The sequence below is a fragment of the Mycobacterium paraterrae genome (assembly GCF_022430545.2).
In the GTDB taxonomy this organism is placed as follows: Bacteria; Actinomycetota; Actinomycetes; order Mycobacteriales; family Mycobacteriaceae; genus Mycobacterium; species Mycobacterium paraterrae.
The window spans coordinates 2,076,104-2,096,852 of sequence record NZ_CP092488.2 but is presented as its reverse complement, the minus strand read 5'-3'; the positions used below and the strand labels follow the sequence as shown (position 1 = coordinate 2,096,852).

General features: G+C 67.5%; 16 protein-coding genes and 1 tRNA gene. 8 read left to right on the top strand and 9 right to left on the bottom strand.

Annotated elements, in window-relative coordinates; translation table 11 throughout:
- Nucleotides 1-42: 42 nt before the first annotated feature.
- The 3 genes from MKK62_RS10055 to MKK62_RS10045 all read right to left on the bottom strand — a co-directional run bounded on the left by MKK62_RS10055 (nucleotide 43) and on the right by MKK62_RS10045 (nucleotide 3,931).
- Nucleotides 43-1,296, bottom strand: a complete 1,254-nt coding sequence (locus MKK62_RS10055) for a L,D-transpeptidase (RefSeq protein ID WP_240261211.1) — start codon at nucleotides 1,294-1,296, stop codon at nucleotides 43-45.
- A gap of 145 nt (nucleotides 1,297-1,441) precedes the next feature.
- Nucleotides 1,442-2,899, bottom strand: a complete 1,458-nt coding sequence (locus MKK62_RS10050; protein ID WP_240261212.1) for an aminotransferase class I/II-fold pyridoxal phosphate-dependent enzyme — start codon at nucleotides 2,897-2,899, stop codon at nucleotides 1,442-1,444.
- A 180-nt stretch (nucleotides 2,900-3,079) separates the two neighbouring features.
- Nucleotides 3,080-3,931 carry an SDR family NAD(P)-dependent oxidoreductase gene (locus tag MKK62_RS10045; RefSeq protein ID WP_240261213.1) on the bottom strand — a complete coding sequence of 284 codons (852 nt, stop codon included), beginning with the start codon at nucleotides 3,929-3,931 and terminating at the stop codon, nucleotides 3,080-3,082.
- Between the two features lie 193 nt (nucleotides 3,932-4,124).
- On the opposite strand from MKK62_RS10045, the gene MKK62_RS10040 reads away from it, so the two are divergent.
- Nucleotides 4,125-5,402, top strand: a complete 1,278-nt coding sequence (locus tag MKK62_RS10040; protein ID WP_240261214.1) for a nucleotide disphospho-sugar-binding domain-containing protein — start codon at nucleotides 4,125-4,127, stop codon at nucleotides 5,400-5,402.
- Here the strand turns inward: MKK62_RS10040 and MKK62_RS10035 are convergent.
- Entirely contained in the window at nucleotides 5,395-6,540 is a 1,146-nt protein-coding gene (locus MKK62_RS10035; RefSeq protein WP_240261215.1) for an alpha/beta hydrolase, read from the bottom strand. The two genes, MKK62_RS10040 and MKK62_RS10035, sit on opposite strands and share 8 nt — an antisense overlap.
- A gap of 280 nt (nucleotides 6,541-6,820) precedes the next feature.
- Here MKK62_RS10035 and MKK62_RS10030 point away from each other — a divergent pair, with 280 nt between their 5' ends.
- Together MKK62_RS10030 and MKK62_RS10025 are read left to right on the top strand one after the other, a co-directional pair.
- Nucleotides 6,821-7,099 carry a GlsB/YeaQ/YmgE family stress response membrane protein gene (locus tag MKK62_RS10030; RefSeq protein WP_240261216.1) on the top strand — a complete coding sequence of 93 codons (279 nt, stop codon included), beginning with the start codon at nucleotides 6,821-6,823 and terminating at the stop codon, nucleotides 7,097-7,099.
- 108 nt (nucleotides 7,100-7,207) lie between these two features.
- Nucleotides 7,208-7,555 (top strand): aminopeptidase, encoded by a 348-nt coding sequence (locus MKK62_RS10025; protein ID WP_240261217.1) that lies wholly within the window; start codon nucleotides 7,208-7,210, stop codon nucleotides 7,553-7,555.
- 39 nt (nucleotides 7,556-7,594) lie between these two features.
- Here MKK62_RS10025 and MKK62_RS10020 read toward each other — a convergent pair whose 3' ends face one another.
- The 3 genes from MKK62_RS10020 to MKK62_RS10010 form a co-directional block, all read right to left on the bottom strand.
- A complete protein-coding gene (locus tag MKK62_RS10020; RefSeq protein ID WP_240261218.1) occupies nucleotides 7,595-9,310 on the bottom strand; it encodes a selenocysteine-specific translation elongation factor in 1,716 nt (571 codons plus the stop codon).
- Nucleotides 9,298-10,599 carry an L-seryl-tRNA(Sec) selenium transferase gene (gene selA / locus MKK62_RS10015; protein WP_240261219.1) on the bottom strand — a complete coding sequence of 434 codons (1,302 nt, stop codon included), beginning with the start codon at nucleotides 10,597-10,599 and terminating at the stop codon, nucleotides 9,298-9,300. The genes MKK62_RS10020 and selA overlap by 13 nt, the downstream gene beginning before the upstream one ends.
- 14 nt (nucleotides 10,600-10,613) lie before the next feature.
- A tRNA-Sec gene (locus MKK62_RS10010) sits at nucleotides 10,614-10,708 on the bottom strand.
- A gap of 27 nt (nucleotides 10,709-10,735) precedes the next feature.
- Here MKK62_RS10010 and selD point away from each other — a divergent pair.
- The 4 genes from selD to nrfD all read left to right on the top strand — a co-directional run bounded on the left by selD (nucleotide 10,736) and on the right by nrfD (nucleotide 17,139).
- Nucleotides 10,736-11,731: a selenide, water dikinase SelD gene (gene selD / locus MKK62_RS10005; protein ID WP_240261220.1), complete on the top strand. Its 996-nt coding sequence runs from the start codon at nucleotides 10,736-10,738 to the stop codon at nucleotides 11,729-11,731.
- 62 nt (nucleotides 11,732-11,793) lie between these two features.
- The gene (gene fdh, locus MKK62_RS10000; RefSeq protein WP_240261221.1) at nucleotides 11,794-15,126 is read left to right on the top strand and encodes a formate dehydrogenase; all 3,333 of its coding nucleotides are present in this window, start codon (nucleotides 11,794-11,796) and stop codon (nucleotides 15,124-15,126) included.
- Nucleotides 15,101-16,078 (top strand): 4Fe-4S dicluster domain-containing protein, encoded by a 978-nt coding sequence (locus tag MKK62_RS09995; protein ID WP_240261222.1) that lies wholly within the window; start codon nucleotides 15,101-15,103, stop codon nucleotides 16,076-16,078. Before fdh ends, MKK62_RS09995 begins: the two co-directional genes overlap by 26 nt.
- Nucleotides 16,075-17,139, top strand: a complete 1,065-nt coding sequence (gene nrfD / locus MKK62_RS09990) for an NrfD/PsrC family molybdoenzyme membrane anchor subunit (protein ID WP_240261223.1) — start codon at nucleotides 16,075-16,077, stop codon at nucleotides 17,137-17,139. Before MKK62_RS09995 ends, nrfD begins: the two co-directional genes overlap by 4 nt.
- Here the strand turns inward: nrfD and MKK62_RS09985 are convergent.
- Entirely contained in the window at nucleotides 17,119-18,135 is a 1,017-nt protein-coding gene (locus MKK62_RS09985) for a cytochrome d ubiquinol oxidase subunit II (RefSeq protein WP_240261224.1), read from the bottom strand. The two genes, nrfD and MKK62_RS09985, sit on opposite strands and share 21 nt — an antisense overlap.
- Nucleotides 18,132-19,547, bottom strand: a complete 1,416-nt coding sequence (locus MKK62_RS09980; protein WP_240261225.1) for a cytochrome ubiquinol oxidase subunit I — start codon at nucleotides 19,545-19,547, stop codon at nucleotides 18,132-18,134. The genes MKK62_RS09985 and MKK62_RS09980 overlap by 4 nt, the downstream gene beginning before the upstream one ends.
- An 85-nt stretch (nucleotides 19,548-19,632) precedes the next feature.
- Between MKK62_RS09980 and MKK62_RS09975 the strand changes: the two genes are divergently transcribed.
- A complete protein-coding gene (locus MKK62_RS09975; protein WP_240261226.1) occupies nucleotides 19,633-20,718 on the top strand; it encodes a permease in 1,086 nt (361 codons plus the stop codon).
- Nucleotides 20,719-20,749: the final 31 nt, after the last annotated feature.

The following is a 20,749-nucleotide window of genomic DNA, read 5'->3' as shown; positions in this document are numbered from 1 at the left end:
CGAAAGTCACGCTGCTGCTGGAAAACCCGCTCGCGGCGGCGCTCAGTGCGGTGCGCTTCCATTGCGCCATTGGTCCCACGGCACCGTCCAGTCACCGCCCTGCGACAACTTCAGCGGGGGGCCGCCGGTGTTGCGAACCTCGACCACGTCACCGGGGACGGAGAAGTCGTAGAACCATTTTGCGTTGTCGCCGTTGAGATTCAGACAGCCGTGAGAGGTGTCGGTGTTGCCTTGTGCCCACACCGTCGTGTCGAGTTGATGGAGATAGATACCGTCGGTGCTGATGCGGGTGCCGTAGTGAATGGTCTCGCGGTACCCGAGCCGAGAATTCTTGGGCAGGCCGAACGTCGACGAGTCCATGACCACCGGATCACCCTTGTCCAACACGGTGTAGACGCCGGGCGGAGTCCAAAAGGACAGTGTGCGTCCATCGACGTCCTGGGTGCCGCCCATTCCCATCGACGTGGGCATCGTGCGAACCAGGTGGTCGTTGTCGAAAACGCTCACGGTCTTGGTTTTGTCGTCCGCGACGGACCGGTGCGCGTCACCGATGGTGAAGGACACCTTGGTGTCCTCCTGCCCGAAAATGCCCCGGCCCAGATCGACGCCGTAGATCTTCGCCTCAGCCGTGACGGTGGTGTGCGGGCGGTAATAGTGCTCGGGTCGCCAGTGTGCGGTCTGGTCGTCGACCCACCGCCACGCGCCGGCAACCGGTGGCGACGTGGTCACCGAGAGGTGTTGTTCTGCGCGGCCGTGATCTTCGATCGGCTCATCGAAGTGTGCGACGACGATCGTGCCGATGCCGTAGGTACCGCCGTCGTGGAGCGTCGCCTCCGACGGGGTGGTGAACGAAACCTTGGTCTGATTGGGCGGCACCAGGGTGGCGAATTGCGAGACCTGGCTTGCCGCAACGCCACCCGAGCCGCGGCTCGCCACCGTCAGTGTGTACGTGCGGCCGTAACCGAGCGGCTCCACCGGATGCCAGACGAGGTGATCGGGAGTCATCACCCCGGCGAGCGGCTTGCCCGCGTCGTTGACCATACGGACATCGGTCAACGTCCCCGACTCCGCCGTCACCGACACCGGTGTCAGCGGATCGACGCCGTGTGCGTGCGCGGCGGGTTGGAAGCTCAATTGCGCCGGTTCGTGGGCGCGCGCGGCGTTGCGCTGCTGGCATTCGGTCGAACATCCTCGGCCCCAGTCGGCCGCAAAGGCTCCGAGTACAGCGGTCGCGATCAGCACGGCGGCCAATACGGGTCGAAACCAGTTGCGCTGCACGAATTCGGCTATTTTCACGCAGCGGGGGATTCCTCTCCGCAACGAGGTTGAAACGCGGTCGGCCCGGACCGGCGCGGCAGCCGCTACGGCAGATGGCGACCGGTCATGAGTCCGTGAGTGACGTCGCGGCGCAACTGCTCGAGCATGGATATGCAATCGGTTGTCAGACAACCACTCTGACGGTGCGGAGCGTCTTGTCGGCGGCATCGGGTACGTTCATTCCCGCGTCTATCCCGCTACGCAGGTAGTCGATCACCGCGTCGTTGAGCCGTTCACCCGGTACGACGGCCGGTATCCCCGGCGGGTATGGGGTGAGCTGTTCGGCGCTGATCCGCCCGGCGGCCGCCTTCAGCTCGATCGTCTCTGTCGGAGCGAAGAACGCGTCCCGGGGAAGTCGCTCAGACTCGAGTTCCAAATCCGCGGGGGCCGGCAAGTCAACCGGCGGCGCGGCGGATACGTCGTATGCGGTGCGTCGCCACGACCGCAATCCCGCGACAAGCCTTCCGACCGTGCTCGTGTCGTCGGCGATCGACAGCGTCGCCAAAATCCGGCGATGATCGCTCATGCCCACGTCGACGAGGCAATGACGACGTAGCCAATCCGCTGCCTGGTAGCCCGACCTGCCAGTGCCGGCGACGTCGATGAGAACCTGCAGGCGATCGAGGTCGTGCGATGCCTCGACGCCCAACAACTCGTCGTCGAGAACTTCGACGTCCGGGATCCGCTCGATCTGCTCGCGCACGGTGTACGCGAGTTCGAGTGCGGCACCCAGTAGTTCGTGCCCCTCCTGCACCATCTGACGCCGCCAGCCGTCCATCGCCGCATACACCATGACGTTCGGACTAGTGGTCATCAGCAGGTCAGCGCATGCCGACAAGTGATCTTGGTCGACGAGGTCACCCTGCTGGTGCAGCACCGAGCCCTGCTCGAAACCCGCGCCCATCTTGTGAACGCTGACGACGCAAAGGTCGGCGCCGGCATTCATGGCCCACGTCGGTAGGTCCGGGTGGAATGGAAGGTGGGCTCCCCACGCCTCGTCGACGATCAGCGGCTTGCCCCGTTCGTGGCAGACCTGCGCGATACCGGACAAATCGGCGCACGTGCCGTAGGGGCTCGGGCTGACGATCAGCGCTCCGGCCGCATCGGGATGGCGTTCCCACTCTTCAGCGACCTGCTGTGGTGAGGGTGGATGGGAGAAGTGTTGTTGGGCATCCCAGCGTGGGGTGATCCATCGCGGCTGCACGCCCGCGAAGATCAATCCGGCGACGATCGATTTGTGGCTGTCGCGACCGACGAGCAGGCTGCCGTCACCGCCGGCAACGGCCATCATCGCGGCTTTGACGGACAACGACGAGCCGCAGGTGGAGAAGAAGCTGTAATCCGCCCCCACGGCGTCGGCCATCAACTCCTCGGCGCGGCTCAAGTAGCCGTGCGTCGACCGGCGATCGTCGAGACCTCCACTGGCCAGTACGTCGTCGCGAAATGGCTGCCGGCCCAGCACATCTAGAAGTCGGGGGTCGGTACCGCGTCCCTGCCGATGACCCGGCGGTGCGAAGCCGTACCGTCCGAGCTCGTGATACTCGGCCAACGCCGTCGGAATCGGCGCTTCGCTATGGTCCATTCGCGTTTGCGACGGCTTCACAGGCGCCGTGCCGTCGTGCTTCACCTGCCGCGGTCCTCCCACTGAAATGGAATTCACCGGACGGCTGGATCTGAGCGCCCCTGACTAGCCGACGAGATACCCCGGGGAAAGTCATCACAAACGACGTCGCCGCGCTCTGCGGCACACACCAGCCAGGAGCTAGCGCGGCAGGTACCGCCGCAAGCGTTTCACCTGGCTCCTGATCGAGGTCGCGATCTCGAAGTGCTCAACCGGGGCGATGCGCGCGACAACGTCGAGGACGACCGCCTCGGGCGCGATCACGACGCGGCCCTTCCGGTTGGCGACCCCGTTGACGATCTCCGCGGCCGCGCGATCCGCCGGATACGTCAGCATTTTGGCGAACGCCGCCTTGCCTGCTTGAACTTCGTCGTCGCTGGCCCCGGCCGCGACGCGGGCGGTTTCGGCGATCCGGGTGCGGATCCCGCCCGGATGGATGGTGGTCACGCCGATCCCGGCGGGCCGCAGCTCGCGCCGCAGCGCCTCGCTGAAGCCCCGCAGCGCGAATTTGCTTGCCGAGTAAGCCGTCTGACCCGGGGGCGCGACCAATCCGAACAGGCTGGAGACGTTGACGATGTGAGCGCCTTCTGGCATCGCCGGTAACAGGCCGCGGGTCAGCGCAACCGGCGCCCGGAAGTTGATCTGCATAACCCAGTCGAATTCCTCTTCGCTCACGTCGGCGAACCGACCGCCCAGCGCGACTCCGGCATTGTTGACCAACAGGTCAACGCGGTCTCGTCGCAAAGCCGCGGTGAGGTCGGAAATCTGAGCGGGATCCGACAGATCGACCACCTCGGTGGTTTGGGAGATGCCGGGGTGGCGGGCGTGGATCTCCTGAGCGACGCCGGCCAACCGGTCACCGTCCCGGTCGACAAGTGCGAGGCGGGCTCCGCGCTCGGCGAGCAGGTAGGCGATCTGCTCTCCCATCCCGCTCGCGGCCCCGGTCACCACCGCCCGCGCGCCGGGGAAATGGAATTTCGGCAGCGATGACATTCGGGCTCCTTGTACGTGAGGTCGTTGAGGCGGCGATCCGAGGCGACCGGATGACGCGGTGACGGCGTTTCTCCCACCACCGCCCAGGGTATGAGACAGCAAGTCTGTCACCACGCCGGATTGTCCGCCTCGAAGTGTCGCCGGTCGCAGAGGGGTCAGCACGTGTACACCGGCCCCGGCAAGAAAGCGGTATGTGGCGCACTACCTGGTAGCGGCCAGCACGATTCCTGGCCACCTGAGCCCGCTCCTCGAACTCGGCAGCGACCTCGCGCGGCGTGGCCACGACGTCTCCTTTCTCGCCGACTCCGAATACCGCGCGCAGATCCGCCGGCGAGGCATGCGTCACGTTCCGCTGCCCCCGGCGGGGTCACCACGCACCGATCGACCGCTGCCGGTCGCGACCGGACTGGTGCAGCGATTCCTCACCGGCCGCCACGACATGTCGGCGGTATTCGTCGCACCGCTGGCGACACAGTGGATCGCCCTGCAGCGGCTGCTCGACAAGCGCCGCGTCGACGCCGTGCTCTGCGATGTCGCATTCACCGGTGTGATGCCGCTGTTGTTGTCGGCGCTGCCACGGCCTGCGGTCGTGGTGTGCGGAGTCAGTCCGCTGATGCTGTCCAGTCCTGACACGCCACCATTTGGAATGGGTTGGCAGCCCGAGCCTTTCATGGACTACCGAATGATGCATCGGGTGGTGGGCGATGTCCTGTTCCGCGGCATCCGGTCGCAGCTGGACGACGCGTTGCGTTCGGTCGGCGCACCGCGGTCGCCGGTCTTCCTCACCGACTGGCCGCTGCTGGCCGACCACGTCGTGCAGCTGTCGATTCCCGGTCTGGAGTATCCACGCCACGACCTGCCGGACACAGTGAGCTTCGCCGGTCCCGTACTCCCGCGAGGCGTGCCGTCTCGCCTGGCGCAGCGGCCGAAGCGGTGCGAGAAGACGGTCGTCCATGTCACCCAAGGCACGTGGGACAACTGTGATCTCGGCGAACTCGTCATTCCCACCGTGCGGGCATTGCACTCCCGGCCCGACGTCGCGATCATCGCCACAACGGGTCAGCCCGGACGGTGCACCTTGCCGATTGCCCTGCCGGGCAACACCTTTGTCTCTGACTATGTGCCGTACGGGAAGTTGCTCCCGGCCGTCGACGTGATGGTCACCAACGGTGGCTTCGGCGGGGTCCACTACGCGCTGGCCCACGGAATACCGCTGGTGATCGCCGGAGCCGCATCCGACAAGCCCGAGGTTGCCGCGCGGGTGGCTTACGCTGGCGCAGGCATCGACCTGCGCACGTCACGACCGAAGGCCCGCGATGTCGCCGATGCGGTCGATCGCGTACTGACCCAACCTCGGTATCGGATCGCGGCCCGCCGCCTACGCGGAGAGATATTGCGCTACAACGCTTTCGAACACGTCGCCCAGACGCTGGCGCAGTGCGGCGTCGGCATCGGCGAATACGTCAGCTGACCGCATCACCGGATCGCGGATCGGCCAGCCACGGCAACGCTTTCTCGAACGCGGCGGCGGCGAAGGGCCAGGTATGACGTCCGGGGAGTGTCGTGACGGCGCATTTGATGCTCCGAACGGCACCGAGGCCGCAAAGGCGCTGCGCCGCTTGGCTGTCCGAGCGCGACGATTCGGGCACGATGAAAAGTCCCGCGCTGTCCCGGTATGAGCCGTGCGCGGCGATGACCGTCGCGGGATCAAAGGTCGCCCACGCCCGCCGGTCGCCCCCGAAGAGACGTTGAACCGTCTGGCCGTCGCTGCCCGTGTTAGGGCGTTCGTCACCGGCAATGTCGACGAACCGGCCGAACAGCTCGGGATGCATGACGGCCAGGTCGACGGCGCAGGTGCCGCCGGATGAGAACCCGGCGACCGCCCAGCGCCGCGGATCCGTGCCGACACCGAAACGGCCGGCGACTTCGGGTACCACATCTCGAGTCAGATGGTCGGCGGCGCGGCCACGAACGCCGTTGACACACTCGGTGTCATTGGTGAACGAGCCGCTGGCGTCGACGAACACCAGCACGGGGGCGTTTCCGCCGTGCGCCGCCGCATAGCTGTCGACCGTCGTCACCGCCTGGCCGGCGCGCACCCAGTCGATCGCGGTGGTGAATTCCCCGCCGATCATCATGACGACCGGTTCGGCGGCGCCGGGGTCGTGGAACCAGGACGGCGGCAGGTACACCCATTCGGCGCGGTGCCGAAAGCCCGACGCTCGATCGCCGGTCTCGGCGGCGACCAGCCGCCCCTCGCGGGGTCGCTCACGGCGGGCACGCATGGCGGCGGCGGCACTCCAGTCGATCTGGTGTGGAAGGGGCTGCCTCAGTAGCTGATCCCGCGCGACAGCCACGGTGGGTAGATAGCCGATCCAACCGTTGACCACCAAGCCGGTGCCGAGCAGACACAACGACGATGCGAGCACCGCGTTGTGGCGCCACCAGCCGCTGCCTCCGCGCCATCCGGTAACTGCAACGGTCACCGCGAATGTGGTCGTGGCAGTCCAGATCCACAACGACCACGGAGCCTCCTCACCGGTGAGGCCCGAGTTCTGCAGTGCCCAGCGGGCGCCCAGCGCCGCCGCCGCGCCGAAAGCCACCGCCATCGCAATTTGCCTTAGTCGACAGCGTTGCCCGAGGACACAGCACAGTGCCGCCACGGCGAACATTTCAAGGCAGACCGGCAGCCAGCCGTTCATCAATGAGGGGGTTGCCGGTGCGGCGGTCACTGCGCACCAGCACTCATAGCGGCGTCTTGCCCATGCCGGCCAACATGCCCCGCCCGGGCACCGGGCAAACGGGTCCCCACCGGTTCTCCGGCACCGCGAGGTTTGAATTCACGCGAGCGCGGTATACGGTCCGTCACTCGCACAAAGGAGACCTGTCGTGGTTATTCACATCATTTGGTTGATCATTCTCGGTCTCATCGTCGGTTTGATCGCACGCGCGATCGTGCCCGGGCGGCAGCCCATGGGCTGGATCGCCACCGCCGCACTGGGCATTGTCGGCTCCTACGTGGGCGGCACCCTGAGCAGCGTTCTGTTTCCGCCGCACCACTTCGACATCCATCCACCGATCAAGCACGCGTTCCTCGGCGCCTTGGTGGGTGCCGTCGTGCTGTTGTGGATCTTCAAACTGGCCACCTCGAGGACGCGCACCCTATAGACCCCCGATGGGAAGCGGGGCTGCGGCTCCACCGCGTTTGAACCCGCTGCCAGCGGGTTATGAGCGTGCGCGGTATTGACGACTCACGGATAGCAAGGGAGTTACACAATGACGAGTAATCGGCGGCTGCTGCTCTTGGGTGGCGCGATCCTTCTCATCGCTGGCGTGATCGGATTGTTCGTTCCCGTCTCGGGGCCCGGTGGGATTGGTTGCGGCAATGCCGTGCATTCCGACCTGTCGGCCGCCCGCGCGCAGGACGACCGTAACATCGGGAATTCGCCCGTCGTGCAGCAAATTCCGATCGCCAACCAGCTCGCCCCGAAGAGTGAGTTCGTCGCGTCGTGCAACTCGGCTCTGGGCACCCGTCGGGCGTGGACCATTCCGCTGACCGTTCTCGGCCTCATCGGCGTCGGTGTCGCCCTCGCGCAGCGACGGAGCGAAGGCCGAGTCGTCTAAGCCGCATCGGCGCGGGTCGACACCGTATCTGCCGCAGCACTATTGCCGCGCGGTCACCGGATCGACGACGGTCCGACTTCCGTCACTGCGGCGGCACGTGACCCGCATCGCGTCCAATTTTTCCAGCAGGGGCACCGCCACCCGGCGGGTGGTGTCGAGCGCCACGCGCGCCTGGCTGACCGAAAACGGTTGCGGCAGGGCAGCGACCACGGCGGAGGCGCGGTCCAGGGCGTCGGGTCCCAGCACGATGCCGTCCGCGATCCTGGTGAGTCGTCCCGCACGAACGGCTGCGGCGAGTTCGCGCGGGCCCAAGTCGAGGTCGGTCAGCTCGTCGGCCTCAGGGGCGCGGAACTGTTCGGCGGCCAACCACCCCTCCACCGTCTGTAGGGCCCGATCGACCCGCGCGGGGAGCCCGGTCCCCGGGGACCTGACCAACCCGTCCGCGATGTCGAGTCCTGTCCCGTCGAGAAGTGGGCCCACCAACTCGACGGCCGGTAATCCGAGTCGTTGGCGCAGTGTTTCCAGCGGCATCCCCGCGGCGATGTCGTGGTCGGCGACCCAGCGGCGGACTGCGTCGACGGCGCACGCTCGGCGGCCGCTCCACCACTCCGGATCGACCACCCAGTCGCCAATGTGGTGGCCGCTGACCGGCAGGCCCATCGCACGCAGATCGTTGGGCCGGGCACAGGTCGGCGGATGAGCCCGGCCGGTGGCCAATTCCGCGGCCCGCGTGCGGGCAGCGCCGCGGCGACGCAGACCCGGCGGCCGGACGTCGAGCACCCGAATCCCCGCCACGATTGCGTGCGCCCCCGGGTCACGGAGCACTCCTGCGTCATCGACCCGCAGCGGCAACGGACGGGACAGTCGCAGTCGCGCCGCGGCTGAACCCAGCGGACGGACCATTACCGGCACCGCCGCAGATCCGATGTGCAAGACCAGCTGTCGGTGGAGCCCATCGACGGATCGCAGTGCGACGTCGATCTCGGTGGTGTCGAACCAGGCACCCGGGGTCCGAAGCGTGTCGCCGCGGCGGATCTGGTGGCGGTCTGCGCCGCGCAGATTGAGCGCCACCCGTGCCACCGCGCTGACCTCGTTTCTCTCCCGACCCAGCGACTGGACGCCCCGCACGGTCAGACGCCGATCGCCGTGTTGCAGCTCGTCACCGACCCGAACGGTGCCGGCGGGCAAGGTACCGGTGATCACCGTGCCCGCGCCCGAAATCGAGAAGCACCGGTCCACCCACAACCGCACGTCGGCGTCGCGGTCGGGAGTCGGCAACCGATCGACCAGCGCCGCCAACTCGGTGCGGACGCGACTCAGGTCGCCCGCCGTCACGACGGCCGGATCGGCCAGCGACGTGGCGGCGAATCGCTGACGGGCCTGCTCGATCGCCGGACCGGGATCGGCGAGGTCGTCCTTGGTGATCACGAGCAGCGCATGACGTACGCCCAGCGCGTCCAGCGCGGCCAAATGCTCGTCGGACTGCGGCATCCAGCCTTCGGTGGCGGCGACGACGAAGACGACGGCGGGCACCGGGCCGACGCCCGCGAGCATGGTGGCGACGAAGCGTTCGTGGCCCGGCACGTCGACGAACGCCAGTTCCCGGCCGTCGATATTGGTCCACGCGAAGCCGAGGTCGATGGTCAGGCCACGACGCTGTTCCTCGGCCAACCGGTCCGGCCACGTCCCCGTGAGCCGTTGCACCAGTGTGGATTTCCCGTGGTCGACATGTCCCGCGGTGGCTACGACGAACATGCCAATACCGCGGTCGCGAGCCGATCATCGTCTTCCGGTGCCACCGTGCGCAGGTCGAGCAGGCAGCGCCCGTCCTCCAACCGCCCGATCACCGGCGGGTTTCCGGCACGCAGCGCGGCGGCGTAAGCCTCGGGGAGACTCAGCCCGGCACTGGGCAGCCGCACCCCTGGCGCGCCGCCACCGCCCACTGCCGCAACGCAGTCCACTGCTTCGGCGATCGGCAGTGTGGCGGCGAGCCGCTCGGCGCGGTCACGCAGCTGCGCTACGTCGACCGTCAGCGCTTGGTGCACCGGTGGCGGCGGTCCGGTCAGGGTGGCCTCCAGAGCGGCCAGCGTGAGTTTGTCCACCCGCAGCGCCCGTGCTGCCGGATTGCGTCGCAGTCGTTCGATCAGCTGAACGTCGCCGAGCAACAGGCCGGCCTGCGGACCACCGAGCAACTTGTCGCCGCTGGCGGTCACCAGATCGGCCCCATCGGTCAGCGTCGTGGCAGCGTCCGGCTCGTCGGGCAGAACCGGATGCGGGCTCAGCAATCCCGAGCCGATATCCACCACAAGGGGGACGTTCCGTGGCCGCAGCACCTCGGCCAACTCCGAAACCGCTACCGCGGAGGTGAAACCGGCGACGTGGAAATTCGACGGGTGCACCTTGAGCACGAAGCCGGTGTCGGGACCGATCGCGTCGGCGTAGTCACGAAGGTGGGTGCGGTTGGTCGTGCCGACCTCCCGAAGCCGCGCACCGGCGGACTGCAACAGCTCCGGGATCCTGAAACCGTCCCCGATCTCGACCAGTTCCCCACGGCTGAGCACGATTTCCTTACCGGCCGCCATCGTCAATGCGGCCAGCAGCAGCGCGGCCGCGTTGTTGTTCACCACGTGCACGCCACCGGCTGCCGGCACCGCCCGGGCCAAGGCCGTCAACGCGCCGCGTCCCCGGCGCCCGCGTCGTCCGGTGTCCAAGTCGAATTCGACGTCGGTCGCTCCGCCGGCGGTCAGCACCGCGTCCAGGGCGGCCTGCGACAACGGGGCCCGGCCGAGGTTGGTGTGCACGACGACACCGGTGGCGTTGAGGACGGGTCGCAGACTGGCCGCGGTCGCCGGAAGCGCGGCGACCGCCTGCTCGGCGACCTGCTCGGGCTCGATCTCACCGGCGCGGGCGCGCTGCTGAGCCGTCGCGATCACCGATTTGACCAGCTCACGCCCCAGGAGCCGCTCAGCGGCGGCCAGGCGCGGCTCGGCGAGCAGCGCGTCGGTGCGTGGGACCCGGCGCCGGTGATCGCTTCCGCCGGGCATGTCAGGCGCCAGGGTGGCGGAGGCGGACGGGAATCGAACCCGCCAACGACAGCGTCTGCCGCTCGACGGTTTTGAAGACCGCGCCGGTCACCAGACCGGACACACCTCCCTGGCCCATGGCAATCATTATGGACGCATGACGACCTACCGGTTGACCCAGTATGCGCACGGCGGCGGCTGCGCTTGCAAAATCCCGCCCGGCGAATTGGAGGAAATGGTGGGCGGACTCCGCGTCGAATCCCCGTCCGGTGCAACGGCGCAATTGCTGGTCGGGCTGGACAGCGGCGACGACGCCGCTGCCGTCCGGCTAGACGGCGACACCGCGTTGCTTGCGACCACGGACTTCTTCACCCCGGTGGTCGACGACGCCTACGACTGGGGCCGGATCGCGGCGGCCAACGCGCTATCCGACATCTACGCGATGGGTGGACGGCCGGTGATGGCGCTGAACCTGCTGGGCTGGCCGCGCGATGTGCTGCCCTTCGAACTCGCGACCGAAACGCTGCGCGGCGGCCTTGACGTGTGCGCCGAAGCCGGTTGCCATCTGGCCGGTGGGCACAGCGTCGACGATCCGGAACCGAAATACGGTCTGGCGGTGACCGGCGTCGCCGACCCGAACCGCTTGTTACGCAACGATTCCGGCCGGGCGGGTGTGCCGTTGTCGCTCACCAAGCCGCTGGGCGTCGGGGTGCTCAACAGTCGGCACAAGGCCACCGGCGAGCGCTTCGACAACGCCATCGAGGCGATGACGACACTGAACGCCGAAGCGTCCGCGTCGGCACTGGCCGCGGGCGTGCAGTGCGCCACCGATGTCACCGGGTTCGGGTTGCTCGGCCACCTGTACAAACTCGCGCGGGCCAGCGGCGTCACCGCGGTGATCGACTCCACGGCGGTGCCCTATCTCGACGGCGCCCGAGAAGCCCTGGCCGCCGGTTACGTCAGCGGCGGCACCCGGCGAAACCTGGACTGGGTGGCCCCCCACGTCGACCTCTCCGGGATCAGCGAAGACGAGGCGTTGTTGCTGGCCGATGCCCAGACTTCCGGGGGGCTGTTGATCGCCGGCGAGATCCCGGGCGCACCGGTGATCGGCGAACTGGTCTCCGCCGGGCCGCACGCAATCGTCGTGCGTTGAGGGCTCCCGCGGCACGCCGCACGACGTAGCCACCGGCATCGGTCTGCACTAACCTCGCGAATATGCCTGCGAAAAAGGGATTGCCCAAGGTTTTCCTCGAATGGCCCGTCATCCGTCAGCTCCGCTCGGACGACAAGTTGGGCCGCGGCTGGGCCGTCACGTCCAAACAGACCCGCGCCGTCGCGCCGCGCACCAGCACGGCCGACCGGGTGGTGCAGAGCATCTGCCCGTACTGCGCTGTCGGCTGCGGGCAGAAGGTATATGTCAAGGACGAGAAGGTCGTCCAGATCGAGGGTGACCCCGACTCGCCCATCTCGCGAGGCCGCCTGTGCCCCAAGGGTTCCGCGAGCGAGCAACTGGTCAACTCACCGGGCCGGCAGGTGACGGTGCTCTACCGCGCGCCGCGGGCCACCGACTGGCAGCCGCTGGAGCTCGACACCGCGATCGACATGATCGCCGACCGATTCCTCGACGCGCGCCGAAACTCCTGGCAGGACATCGACAAGAAGGGCAACCTGCTGCGGCGCACGATGGGTATCGCCGCACTTGGCGGCGCCACCCTGGACAACGAAGAGAACTACCTCATCAAGAAGCTCTTCACCGCCGCGGGCGCAATCCAGATCGAGAACCAAGCGCGTATTTGACACAGCGCAACAGTTCCCGGTCTGGGAGCTTCCTTCGGGCGCGGCGGCGCCACCCAATCACTGCAAGACATGGCGAATGCCGACTGCATCGTCATCCAGGGCTCCAACATGGCCGAATGCCATCCGGTGGGCTTCCAGTGGGTGGAGGAAGCCAGAGCCCGCGGCGCGCGCATCATCCACGTCGACCCGCGGTTCACCCGCACCTCGGCGGTGTCCGACCGCCACATCCCGATCCGGGCCGGCTCCGACGTCGTGCTGCTCGGTGCGCTGATCAACCACATCCTGACCAACGACCTGTGGTTCAACGACTACGTCGTCGCCTACACCAACGCCGCCACGCTGATCAACGAAGACTTCAAGGACACCGAGGATCTCGGCGGCCTGTTCTCCGGGTTCGACCCCGAAACCGGCCAGTACGACACGTCGAGCTGGGCCTACGACGAGCAAGGCAACGGCCACATCGAGTCACCCGGCGGCGGCCACACGCACGGCGCAGACGCCACGGCCAGCGCGGCCGGCCACGAGCAGGGCAGCGGCGGCCCGCCACTCGCGCACGCCCGGGTCAAACGCGACGAGACGCTGCAGCACCCGCGTACGGTGTTCCAGATCCTCAAACGCCATTACTCCCGCTACACCCCGGAGATGGTCAACGATGTCTGCGGCATCAGCCGCGCGGACTTCGACTACCTGGCCCGTTCCATCGTGGAGAACTCCGGGCGTGAGCGCACCACCTGCTTCGCCTACGCCGTGGGCTGGACCCAGCACACCCTGGGCGCCCAATTCATCCGTACCGCAACGATTCTGCAGTTGCTGCTAGGCAACGTCGGCCGCCCGGGTAGCGGAATCATGGCGCTGCGCGGCCACGCCACCATCCAGGGCTCGACGGACATTCCGACGCTGTTCAACCTGCTGCCCGGCTACCTGCCGATGCCGAAGGCGGGCATGCACGACACCTTCGCCGACTACCTCGAGGCGGTCGGATCCAAGAAGCAGAAAGGCTTCTGGGCCAACGCCGACGCCTACGCGGTCAGCCTGCTCAAGGCGTGGTGGGGGGACGCCGCCACGACGGACAACGACTGGGCCTATGACTACCTGCCGCGGTTGACCGGCCCGCACGGTACCTACCAGACCGTGATGTCGATGCTCGACGACGAGGTCGAGGGCTACTTCCTGCTCGGGCAGAACCCCGCGGTCGGCTCAGCGCACGGACGCATGCAGCGACTCGGGATGGCCCACCTCAAGTGGCTGGTGGTGCGCGACCTCAACCTCATCGAGTCGGCCACCTGGTGGAAGGACGGCCCGGAGATCGCCTCGGGCGAGCTGAAGACCGAGGAGATCGACACCGAGGTGTTCTTCCTGCCCGCGGCAACACATGTCGAAAAGGCCGGATCGTTCACGCAGACACAGCGATTGGTGCAGTGGCGACATAAAGCCGTCGAACCGCCGGGACAGTGCCAGAGCGAACTGCAGTTCTTCTTCGAACTGGGCAAACGAATCCGGCAGCGTCTGGCCGGGTCCACCGACGAGCGTGACCGCCCGCTCCTGGACTTGACGTGGGACTACCCCACCGATGAGCACGGCGAGCCCGACGGCGAAGCCGTGCTGGCCGAGATCAACGGCTACCACGTCGGCGGCCCGGACACGCGCCGGCCGCTGACGTCCTACGACGAGATGCGCGCCGACGGGTCGACCGCCGGCGGCTGCTGGATCTACACCGGCGTGTACGCCGACGCCACCAACCAGGCCGCCCGCCGCGTTCCGCACGGCGGTGACTCCCCGAGTCAGCACGAGTGGGGCTGGGCATGGCCGGCCGACCGGCGGATCCTCTACAACCGCGCGTCCGCCGACCCAGACGGCAACCCCTGGAGCGAACGCAAGCGGTTGGTCTGGTGGGACGCCGAGCAGGGCCGCTGGACGGGCGACGACGTGCCCGACTTCGTCGCCGACCGCGCGCCGGGCAGCAGACCCGATCCCGACGTCGGCGGCCCGGACGCCCTGGCCGGCGATGACCCGTTCATCATGCAGGCCGACGGCAAGGGCTGGCTGTTCGCGCCCAAGGGCGTGATCGACGGGCCGCTGCCCACCCACTACGAACCGCAAGAGTCGCCGGTCGCCAACGCCCTGTACCCACAGCAGCGCAATCCGGGTCGAATCACGTTCCCGCGCAAAGACAATCTCAGTGCACCCAGCGCCGGGGAGCCCGGTGTCGAGGTATACCCCTACGTGTTCACCACGTACCGTCTGACGGAGCACCACACCGCCGGCGGCATGAGCCGCTGGTTGCCCTACCTTTCGGAGCTGCAGCCGGAGATGTTCTGCGAAGTCTCACCGGAACTGGCCGCCGAACGCGGGCTCGAGCCCTACGGCTGGGCCACAATCATCTCGCCACGCGCGGCGATCGAGACGCGCGTGCTGGTCACCGAGCGGATGACCCCACTGCGAATCGGCGGCCATACCGTCCATCAAATCGGCCTGCCCTATCACTGGGGTGTGGGCGGCGATGCGGTGGTCAGCGGTGACGCGGCCAACGACCTGCTGGGCGTCACCCTGGACCCCAACGTCCAGATCCAGGAATCCAAGGCGGGGTCGTGCGACATCCGCGCGGGCCGCCGGCCGCAGGGCGAGGAACTGCTGCGGCTGGTGGCCGAGTACCAGTCCCGCGCCGGCGCTACCGCCGAGACCGGGAATGCACGGGTGAGTGACGCCGCCTGGGAAGGAGGACCCGATGGGCCAACTCAGCGGACCGACTGACCCGAGCACCGACGCCGGCTGGACCGAGGCCAAACCCCGCAAGGGCTTCTTCACCGACACCTCGATCTGCATCGGGTGCAAGGCCTGCGAGGTGGCCTGCAAGGAGTGGAACCACAATCCGCGGGACGGCGACCTGCAGCTACTCGGGTCGTCCTACGACAACACCGGCGCGTTGGGCGCCAGCACCTGGCGACACGTCGCATTTATCGAGCAGGGTCGCGACCGCATCGACGAGGCGCGCGAATCCGGCCGCGCGCTCATAGGTTTGGGCATGCCGACGGTCCCCGGCCACGTCGACTCTGACACCACCGTGCCGGACACCCCCGAGTTTCGGTGGCTGATGTCCTCGGACGTGTGCAAGCACTGCACCCACGCCGGCTGCCTGGACGTCTGCCCGACGGGCGCGCTGTTCCGCACCGAGTTCGGCACCGTTGTCGTCCAAGCCGACGTCTGCAACGGTTGCGGCACGTGCGTGGCCGGCTGTCCGTTCGGCGTGGTCGAACGCCGCAGTGACGGCACCTACGCAACCCCGGCGGAGCGCCCCGGGCACCCCGACCGGCCGGACCACAAGTTCGTCACCGGCGTCGCGCAAAAATGCACGCTCTGCTACGACCGCCTGGTCGAAGACCAGACGCCGGCGTGCGCGCAGACCTGCCCAACCACGTCGATCAAGTTCGGCAACCACGACGACCTGGTGGACCAGGCACGGCACCGGGTTGCGGAGTTGCACAGCCAGGGTCGCACCGAGGCAAGGCTTTACGGCGCGAACGAGAACGACGGGGTGGGCGGCACCGGTTCGGTGTTCCTCTTGCTCGACGAGCCAGAGGTTTACGGGCTGCCACCCGATCCGCGGGTCTGCACCGCTGACCTGCCGACCATGTTCAAGCGGGCGGGCATGGCTGCGGCCGGCATGGTCGGAGCGGCCGCGTTGGCGTTCTGGAGGAACCGATGAGCACCTCCGAATTCGACAGCTTCCGACCGCCGGAAGGTAAGCGCCGCCGGCGCGGGGACGGCAAGCGTCGACGTCGCGACGAGTCGCTGATGGTCCCCGACGCCGAATTCACTTCGTACTACGGGCGTCCGGTCGTCAAACCCGCGCCCTGGGGACACGAGGTGGGCGCCTACCTGTTCCTGGGCGGCGTCGCCGGCGGGTCCGCGCTGCTGGCCGTCGGCGCGCAGCTGACCGGCCGAAAGAGGTTGCGGCGCAATACCCGGCTCACCTCGCTGGGTGCGGTATCGCTGGGCGCTGTGGCGTTGGTGATGGACCTCGGCCGTCCGGAGCGCTTCGTCAACATGCTCCGCACGATCAAGCTGACTTCGCCGATGAGCATCGGCTCGTGGATCCTGAGTTTGTTCAGCGTCGGCATCGGTGTCGCCGCGGTCTCCGAAATCGACCGGCTCACCGGTGAGCGAATTCCGTTGGGCCCGTTGCGGACCGTGCTGCGCACGGTCGAGGGTCCGGCCGGCGTGGAGGCAGGCGTCTTCGCGGCGCCGCTGGCCGTCTACACCGCCGTACTGCTCACCGACACCGCGACACCGACGTGGAACGCCGCATACCGGGACCTCCCGTTCGTCTTCGTCAGTTCAGCGAGCCTGGCGGCGTCGGGATTGGCGATGATCACGACACCAGTCGTCGAGGCGGGGCCCGCGCGCACCCTGGCGGTGATGGGGGCCGTCGGCGACGTGATTGCGACACGGGCCATGGAACGGCGGATGGATCCGGTAGCCGCCGAGCCGCTGCACCACGGCGAACCCGGCCGAATGCTGCGCTGGAGCGAAAGGCTGGTCATCGCGGGAGGATTGGGTGCACTACTCGGCGGCCGCAGCCGCGCGCTTGCCGTCGTATCCGGCCTGGCGCTCGCGGCCGCGTCGGCGCTCACCCGGTTCGGCATCTTCGAGGCGGGCAAGGCATCCGCGCGCGACCCTCGCTACACGATGGAGCCGCAGCGACGCCGCCTGGCGGCCCGCCAGGCGGCCGGTATCACCGACGACTCAATCACCACCGCGGGCTGACGGCGGCTTCTCCGACTGGGAGAACCACAACAAGTAGCCCAGCGGCGGGATCACCAACAATCCGGCGAGCACCACAACGATGAGTAGAGCGTCGAGTGTGGCCGGCGCTCCGGCGGCGTCACCGATGCGTTGGTGGTCGACGAGCATCCACGGGTACTGGGCCACACCCCAACCGGCGACGACGGCCACCACCGCGGTCACCGCGGATACCCGCGCGGCACCCAAAGCCTTTCTGCGATAGAGCAACACCATCGTCGTCGCGCCGGCAACCGCGGCGATCAGCAGTAACGGCAGGGCCCGACCGCGCAGGCCTGCGGCCAACGTCGGGGCGTCACGTGAGACGGGATACAAACCGGCGGCGACGATGACGCCCGTCACCGCCCCGACCGACAGGGCGCGCACGCGCAATCGTGCGGCAAGTTCGGGCGTTGACGTTCGCGCGGCCGCAACGGTGAGAAACACCCCGGCTAGGAAGACGGACGTTGCCGCGGCCAGACAACCGCCGACCAACGAAGTTGGATTCAGCCACGATCTCACGGGATCCCCGTAGCCGGCTGCCGGCACCCGGCCCGAGGCGATGGCGCCCGCGACCGTTCCCAGGAAGAACGGGGTGATCAACGACGATCCGGCGAACACCGCTCCGAAGAGCCGGGCCTGGGCGAAGGTCTCGGCGTACTTGCGGAACGCAAAAGTCGAGCCGCGCAACACGATTCCGGCGAGCGCGAGAACCAACGGGGTGAATAAGGTGGTCATCGCCGCCGCGAAGGCCTTCGGGAATCCTGTCCACCACACCACCAACACGTAGATCAGCCAGACATGGTTGGCTTCCCACACCGGGCCGATGCTGTGATCGATCAGGGTCCGAACCCGGGATCCCCCGGGGCCGCCGCCGGCGGTCAAATCGTAGAAACCTGAACCGAAATCGGCCCCACCGAAGACGGCGTAGGCCACTACACCGGTGAACAACGCGGCCGCCACCAGTTCTGCAGCGGTCATCGGGTGCCCTCACCGCGGTCGGCCGACGCTGAATCGACCAGCGCGGCCGGCCCGTAGGGGCTGGGCAACTCCTCGTCGCCAGCCCGCCACCGTCTGGCCATCGATCGCAATACGACGTATGCCGCCACACTCATGCCGAGGTAGATGACCAACACTCCGGCGTAGGTCCACCAGATCGCGCTGTTCCTGGTCACCGCATCGGTGGTGCGTTCCACTTGCCACACCGTCCATGGTTGTCGACCCACTTCGGTTGCTATCCAACCCAACTCGAGTGCGAGGATTGCCAGTGGCCCCGCGATTACCGTGGACCACAGAAACCGGCGATCGCTCAATGGGTCGTGGCCGCGCCGATGTGCGACCCAGAACACGATCGCAATCAACGCCAGCAACAGTCCGATGCCCACCATCGACTGGAAGGACCAGTGCGTCAGATTCACCGGGGGCCAGTCGGCTCTCGGTATCGAGTCGAGACCCGGCACCGCCCCGGTCAAGGTGCCGCGAGCAATCACCGAGCCGACTTTAGGAATAGGGACAGCCCCGCGGACCTGGTCGCCGACGAGGAAACCTCCCAGCCGAAGGGTCGCCGGACCGGGTTCGCTGTGCAGCGCGAGTTCGAAAGCGGCGAGCTTCGAGGTCTGCTTGGCGCCGACCTGTAATCCCAGGACGTGGCCGACCAAGGGTTGAAGCACCGCCGCGACCGAGGCGAACGCGAACGGGACGATGAACCCGAGGCGGTGTTGGGCATCGTCGCGGCCACGCAAGAGCCCCGCGGCGTAGACGCCGGACACCACAAACCCAACGAGCAAGAACGCGCCCAGCCACATGTGCAGGAACTGCAGGTAGGCCAGCGGATTGAACATCGCGGCCCACGGTTGAACATCGACGACCTTCCCGTCGCGTACGACGAACCCGGTCGGGAAATTCATCCATGCATTCGCCGCGACGACGCAGAATGAGCCCACGACACCGGACACCGCCATGGGAATCAGCGTGGCGAGGTGCCAACGAGGGGGCAGTCGATCCCATCCGTACAGGTACAGACCCAAGAAGATCGCCTCGGTGAAAAACGAGAGTCCTTCCAACGCGAACGGCAACCCCAGCACATCACCGAAACGTCCCATCAGGCCGGGCCACAACAGGCCCATTTCGAAGCTGAGCACCGTCCCCGATACGGCACCGATCGCAAACAGGACCGCGGACACCTTCGACCATCGCTTGGCTAGCCGCAGCGCGTTCGGGTCGTCGCGAACGATGCTGCGGCGGTGCATGACGAAGATGATGGTCGGGAAGGCCACCCCGAAACAGGCCAGCACGATATGAAAGCCGAGCGACACCGCCATCTGCTGTCGTGCCGGGAACAGTTCGGCCGGTCCACTCGATGCCAGCACCGCAACCACATCACTGAACGGCATCGTTTCACTATCCCGCACGCGACTTCGATATGCACCGTCCCGGACGGCCGTGCCGGGCCGCTGGTGGTGAATTAGCCTGACGTCCGTGACGGCGCCGCTGAGTGTCAAGACGGTTCGCGAGGGGCGACATGCGGGCACCGTGGCGAGCGCCGCCGTAACGCTCGCCGTGATCGTCCCGGGGTTGCTCTGGGCGAAGTGGGTACCGTATGCGCACAAGGCGGCAACGCTTTTCCGGACTCGGCGCTGGCCCGGGTCAGACATCCTCGCCGTGGGCGGCGTGCACGTAGGCGACCGGCCCAGTTGGCATGCAGCCACGACGTTCTTTCAGGCCTACCTGGCATCGGTCTGGCAGGCGCTGCTGGTCGCCCTGCTCATCAGCGCGTCCGTTCAAGCTTTGACGCCGCGAGCCTGGATGCAGCGGGCGTTGAATCGGAGCGGCCCGCGACGAAGCGCTTTGGCCGGTGGAACGGCCGGGATGCCGTCGATGATGTGCGCGTGTTGTGCTGCACCGGTTGCTGTCACGTTGCGCCGTAGCGGAGTCAATGCGGCTGGTGCGACGGCGTTTTGGCTGGCTAATCCACTGCTCAATCCTGCGGTTCTGATCTTCTTGGTCTGCGTGGCGCCCTGGCAGTGGGCACTGACGAGGTCCGTCGTCGGCGTCGCCGCGGTCATCGGCGTGGCGGCGTTGGTCGAAGTCGCGAGCCGATCCCGGCAAGTGGCCGGCCCGGCACCCGCCGGCGACGGCCGGCCCGACAAGGATTCCCCGGGCGCCGTCCGGAACTGGGTTCGAGCGATGCTGTGGATGGGAACGTTCCTGCTGCCTGAGTATGCGGTATTGGTGTTGCTGCTCGGCGCGTGCCGCGGCTGGCTGCTCAGCATGATGCGACTCGCGCACCACGGATTTCTCGTCGTCGTAATCGCTGCAGTCGTAGGCACTTTGGTTGTCATTCCGACGGCTGGGGAGATCGCCATCCTCCAAACGATGGCCTTGCTAGGCGTTTCTTCGGCCACTCTGGGCGCATTGCTCGTGACTCTTCCAGCGATCAGTATCCCCGGCGCCGCGATGGTCGGCCGAAGCTTTGGTTGGCGGGCGGTCGTCGCCGCAGTCGTCGGGATGATCGGGATGGGTTTGCTCGGTGCCGCCGCCATGGCGTTGCTGCCGTCTCGCTAGCCCGTGTGGATTCCTCACGCCCAGCGAAACG

Bases quoted from the DNA above. Each gene is read 5' to 3' on its own strand.
- MKK62_RS10045 (WP_240261213.1), bottom strand. From the start codon at position 3,931: ATGTCATCGCTGCCGAAATTCCATTTCCCCGGCGCGCGGGCGGTGGTG.
- MKK62_RS09995 (WP_240261222.1), top strand. From the start codon at position 15,101: ATGGGCCAACTCAGCGGACCGACTGACCCGAGCACCGACGCCGGCTGG.
- selD (WP_240261220.1), top strand. From the start codon at position 10,736: ATGACGACCTACCGGTTGACCCAGTATGCGCACGGCGGCGGCTGCGCT.
- MKK62_RS09985 (WP_240261224.1), bottom strand. From the start codon at position 18,135: ATGACCGCTGCAGAACTGGTGGCGGCCGCGTTGTTCACCGGTGTAGTG.
- MKK62_RS10025 (WP_240261217.1), top strand. From the start codon at position 7,208: ATGACGAGTAATCGGCGGCTGCTGCTCTTGGGTGGCGCGATCCTTCTC.
- selA (WP_240261219.1), bottom strand. From the start codon at position 10,599: ATGCCCGGCGGAAGCGATCACCGGCGCCGGGTCCCACGCACCGACGCG.
- MKK62_RS09980 (WP_240261225.1), bottom strand. From the start codon at position 19,547: ATGCCGTTCAGTGATGTGGTTGCGGTGCTGGCATCGAGTGGACCGGCC.
- MKK62_RS10050 (WP_240261212.1), bottom strand. From the start codon at position 2,899: ATGGACCATAGCGAAGCGCCGATTCCGACGGCGTTGGCCGAGTATCAC.
- MKK62_RS10020 (WP_240261218.1), bottom strand. From the start codon at position 9,310: ATGTTCGTCGTAGCCACCGCGGGACATGTCGACCACGGGAAATCCACA.
- MKK62_RS10035 (WP_240261215.1), bottom strand. From the start codon at position 6,540: ATGGCGGTGGCTTTCGGCGCGGCGGCGGCGCTGGGCGCCCGCTGGGCA.
- nrfD (WP_240261223.1), top strand. From the start codon at position 16,075: ATGAGCACCTCCGAATTCGACAGCTTCCGACCGCCGGAAGGTAAGCGC.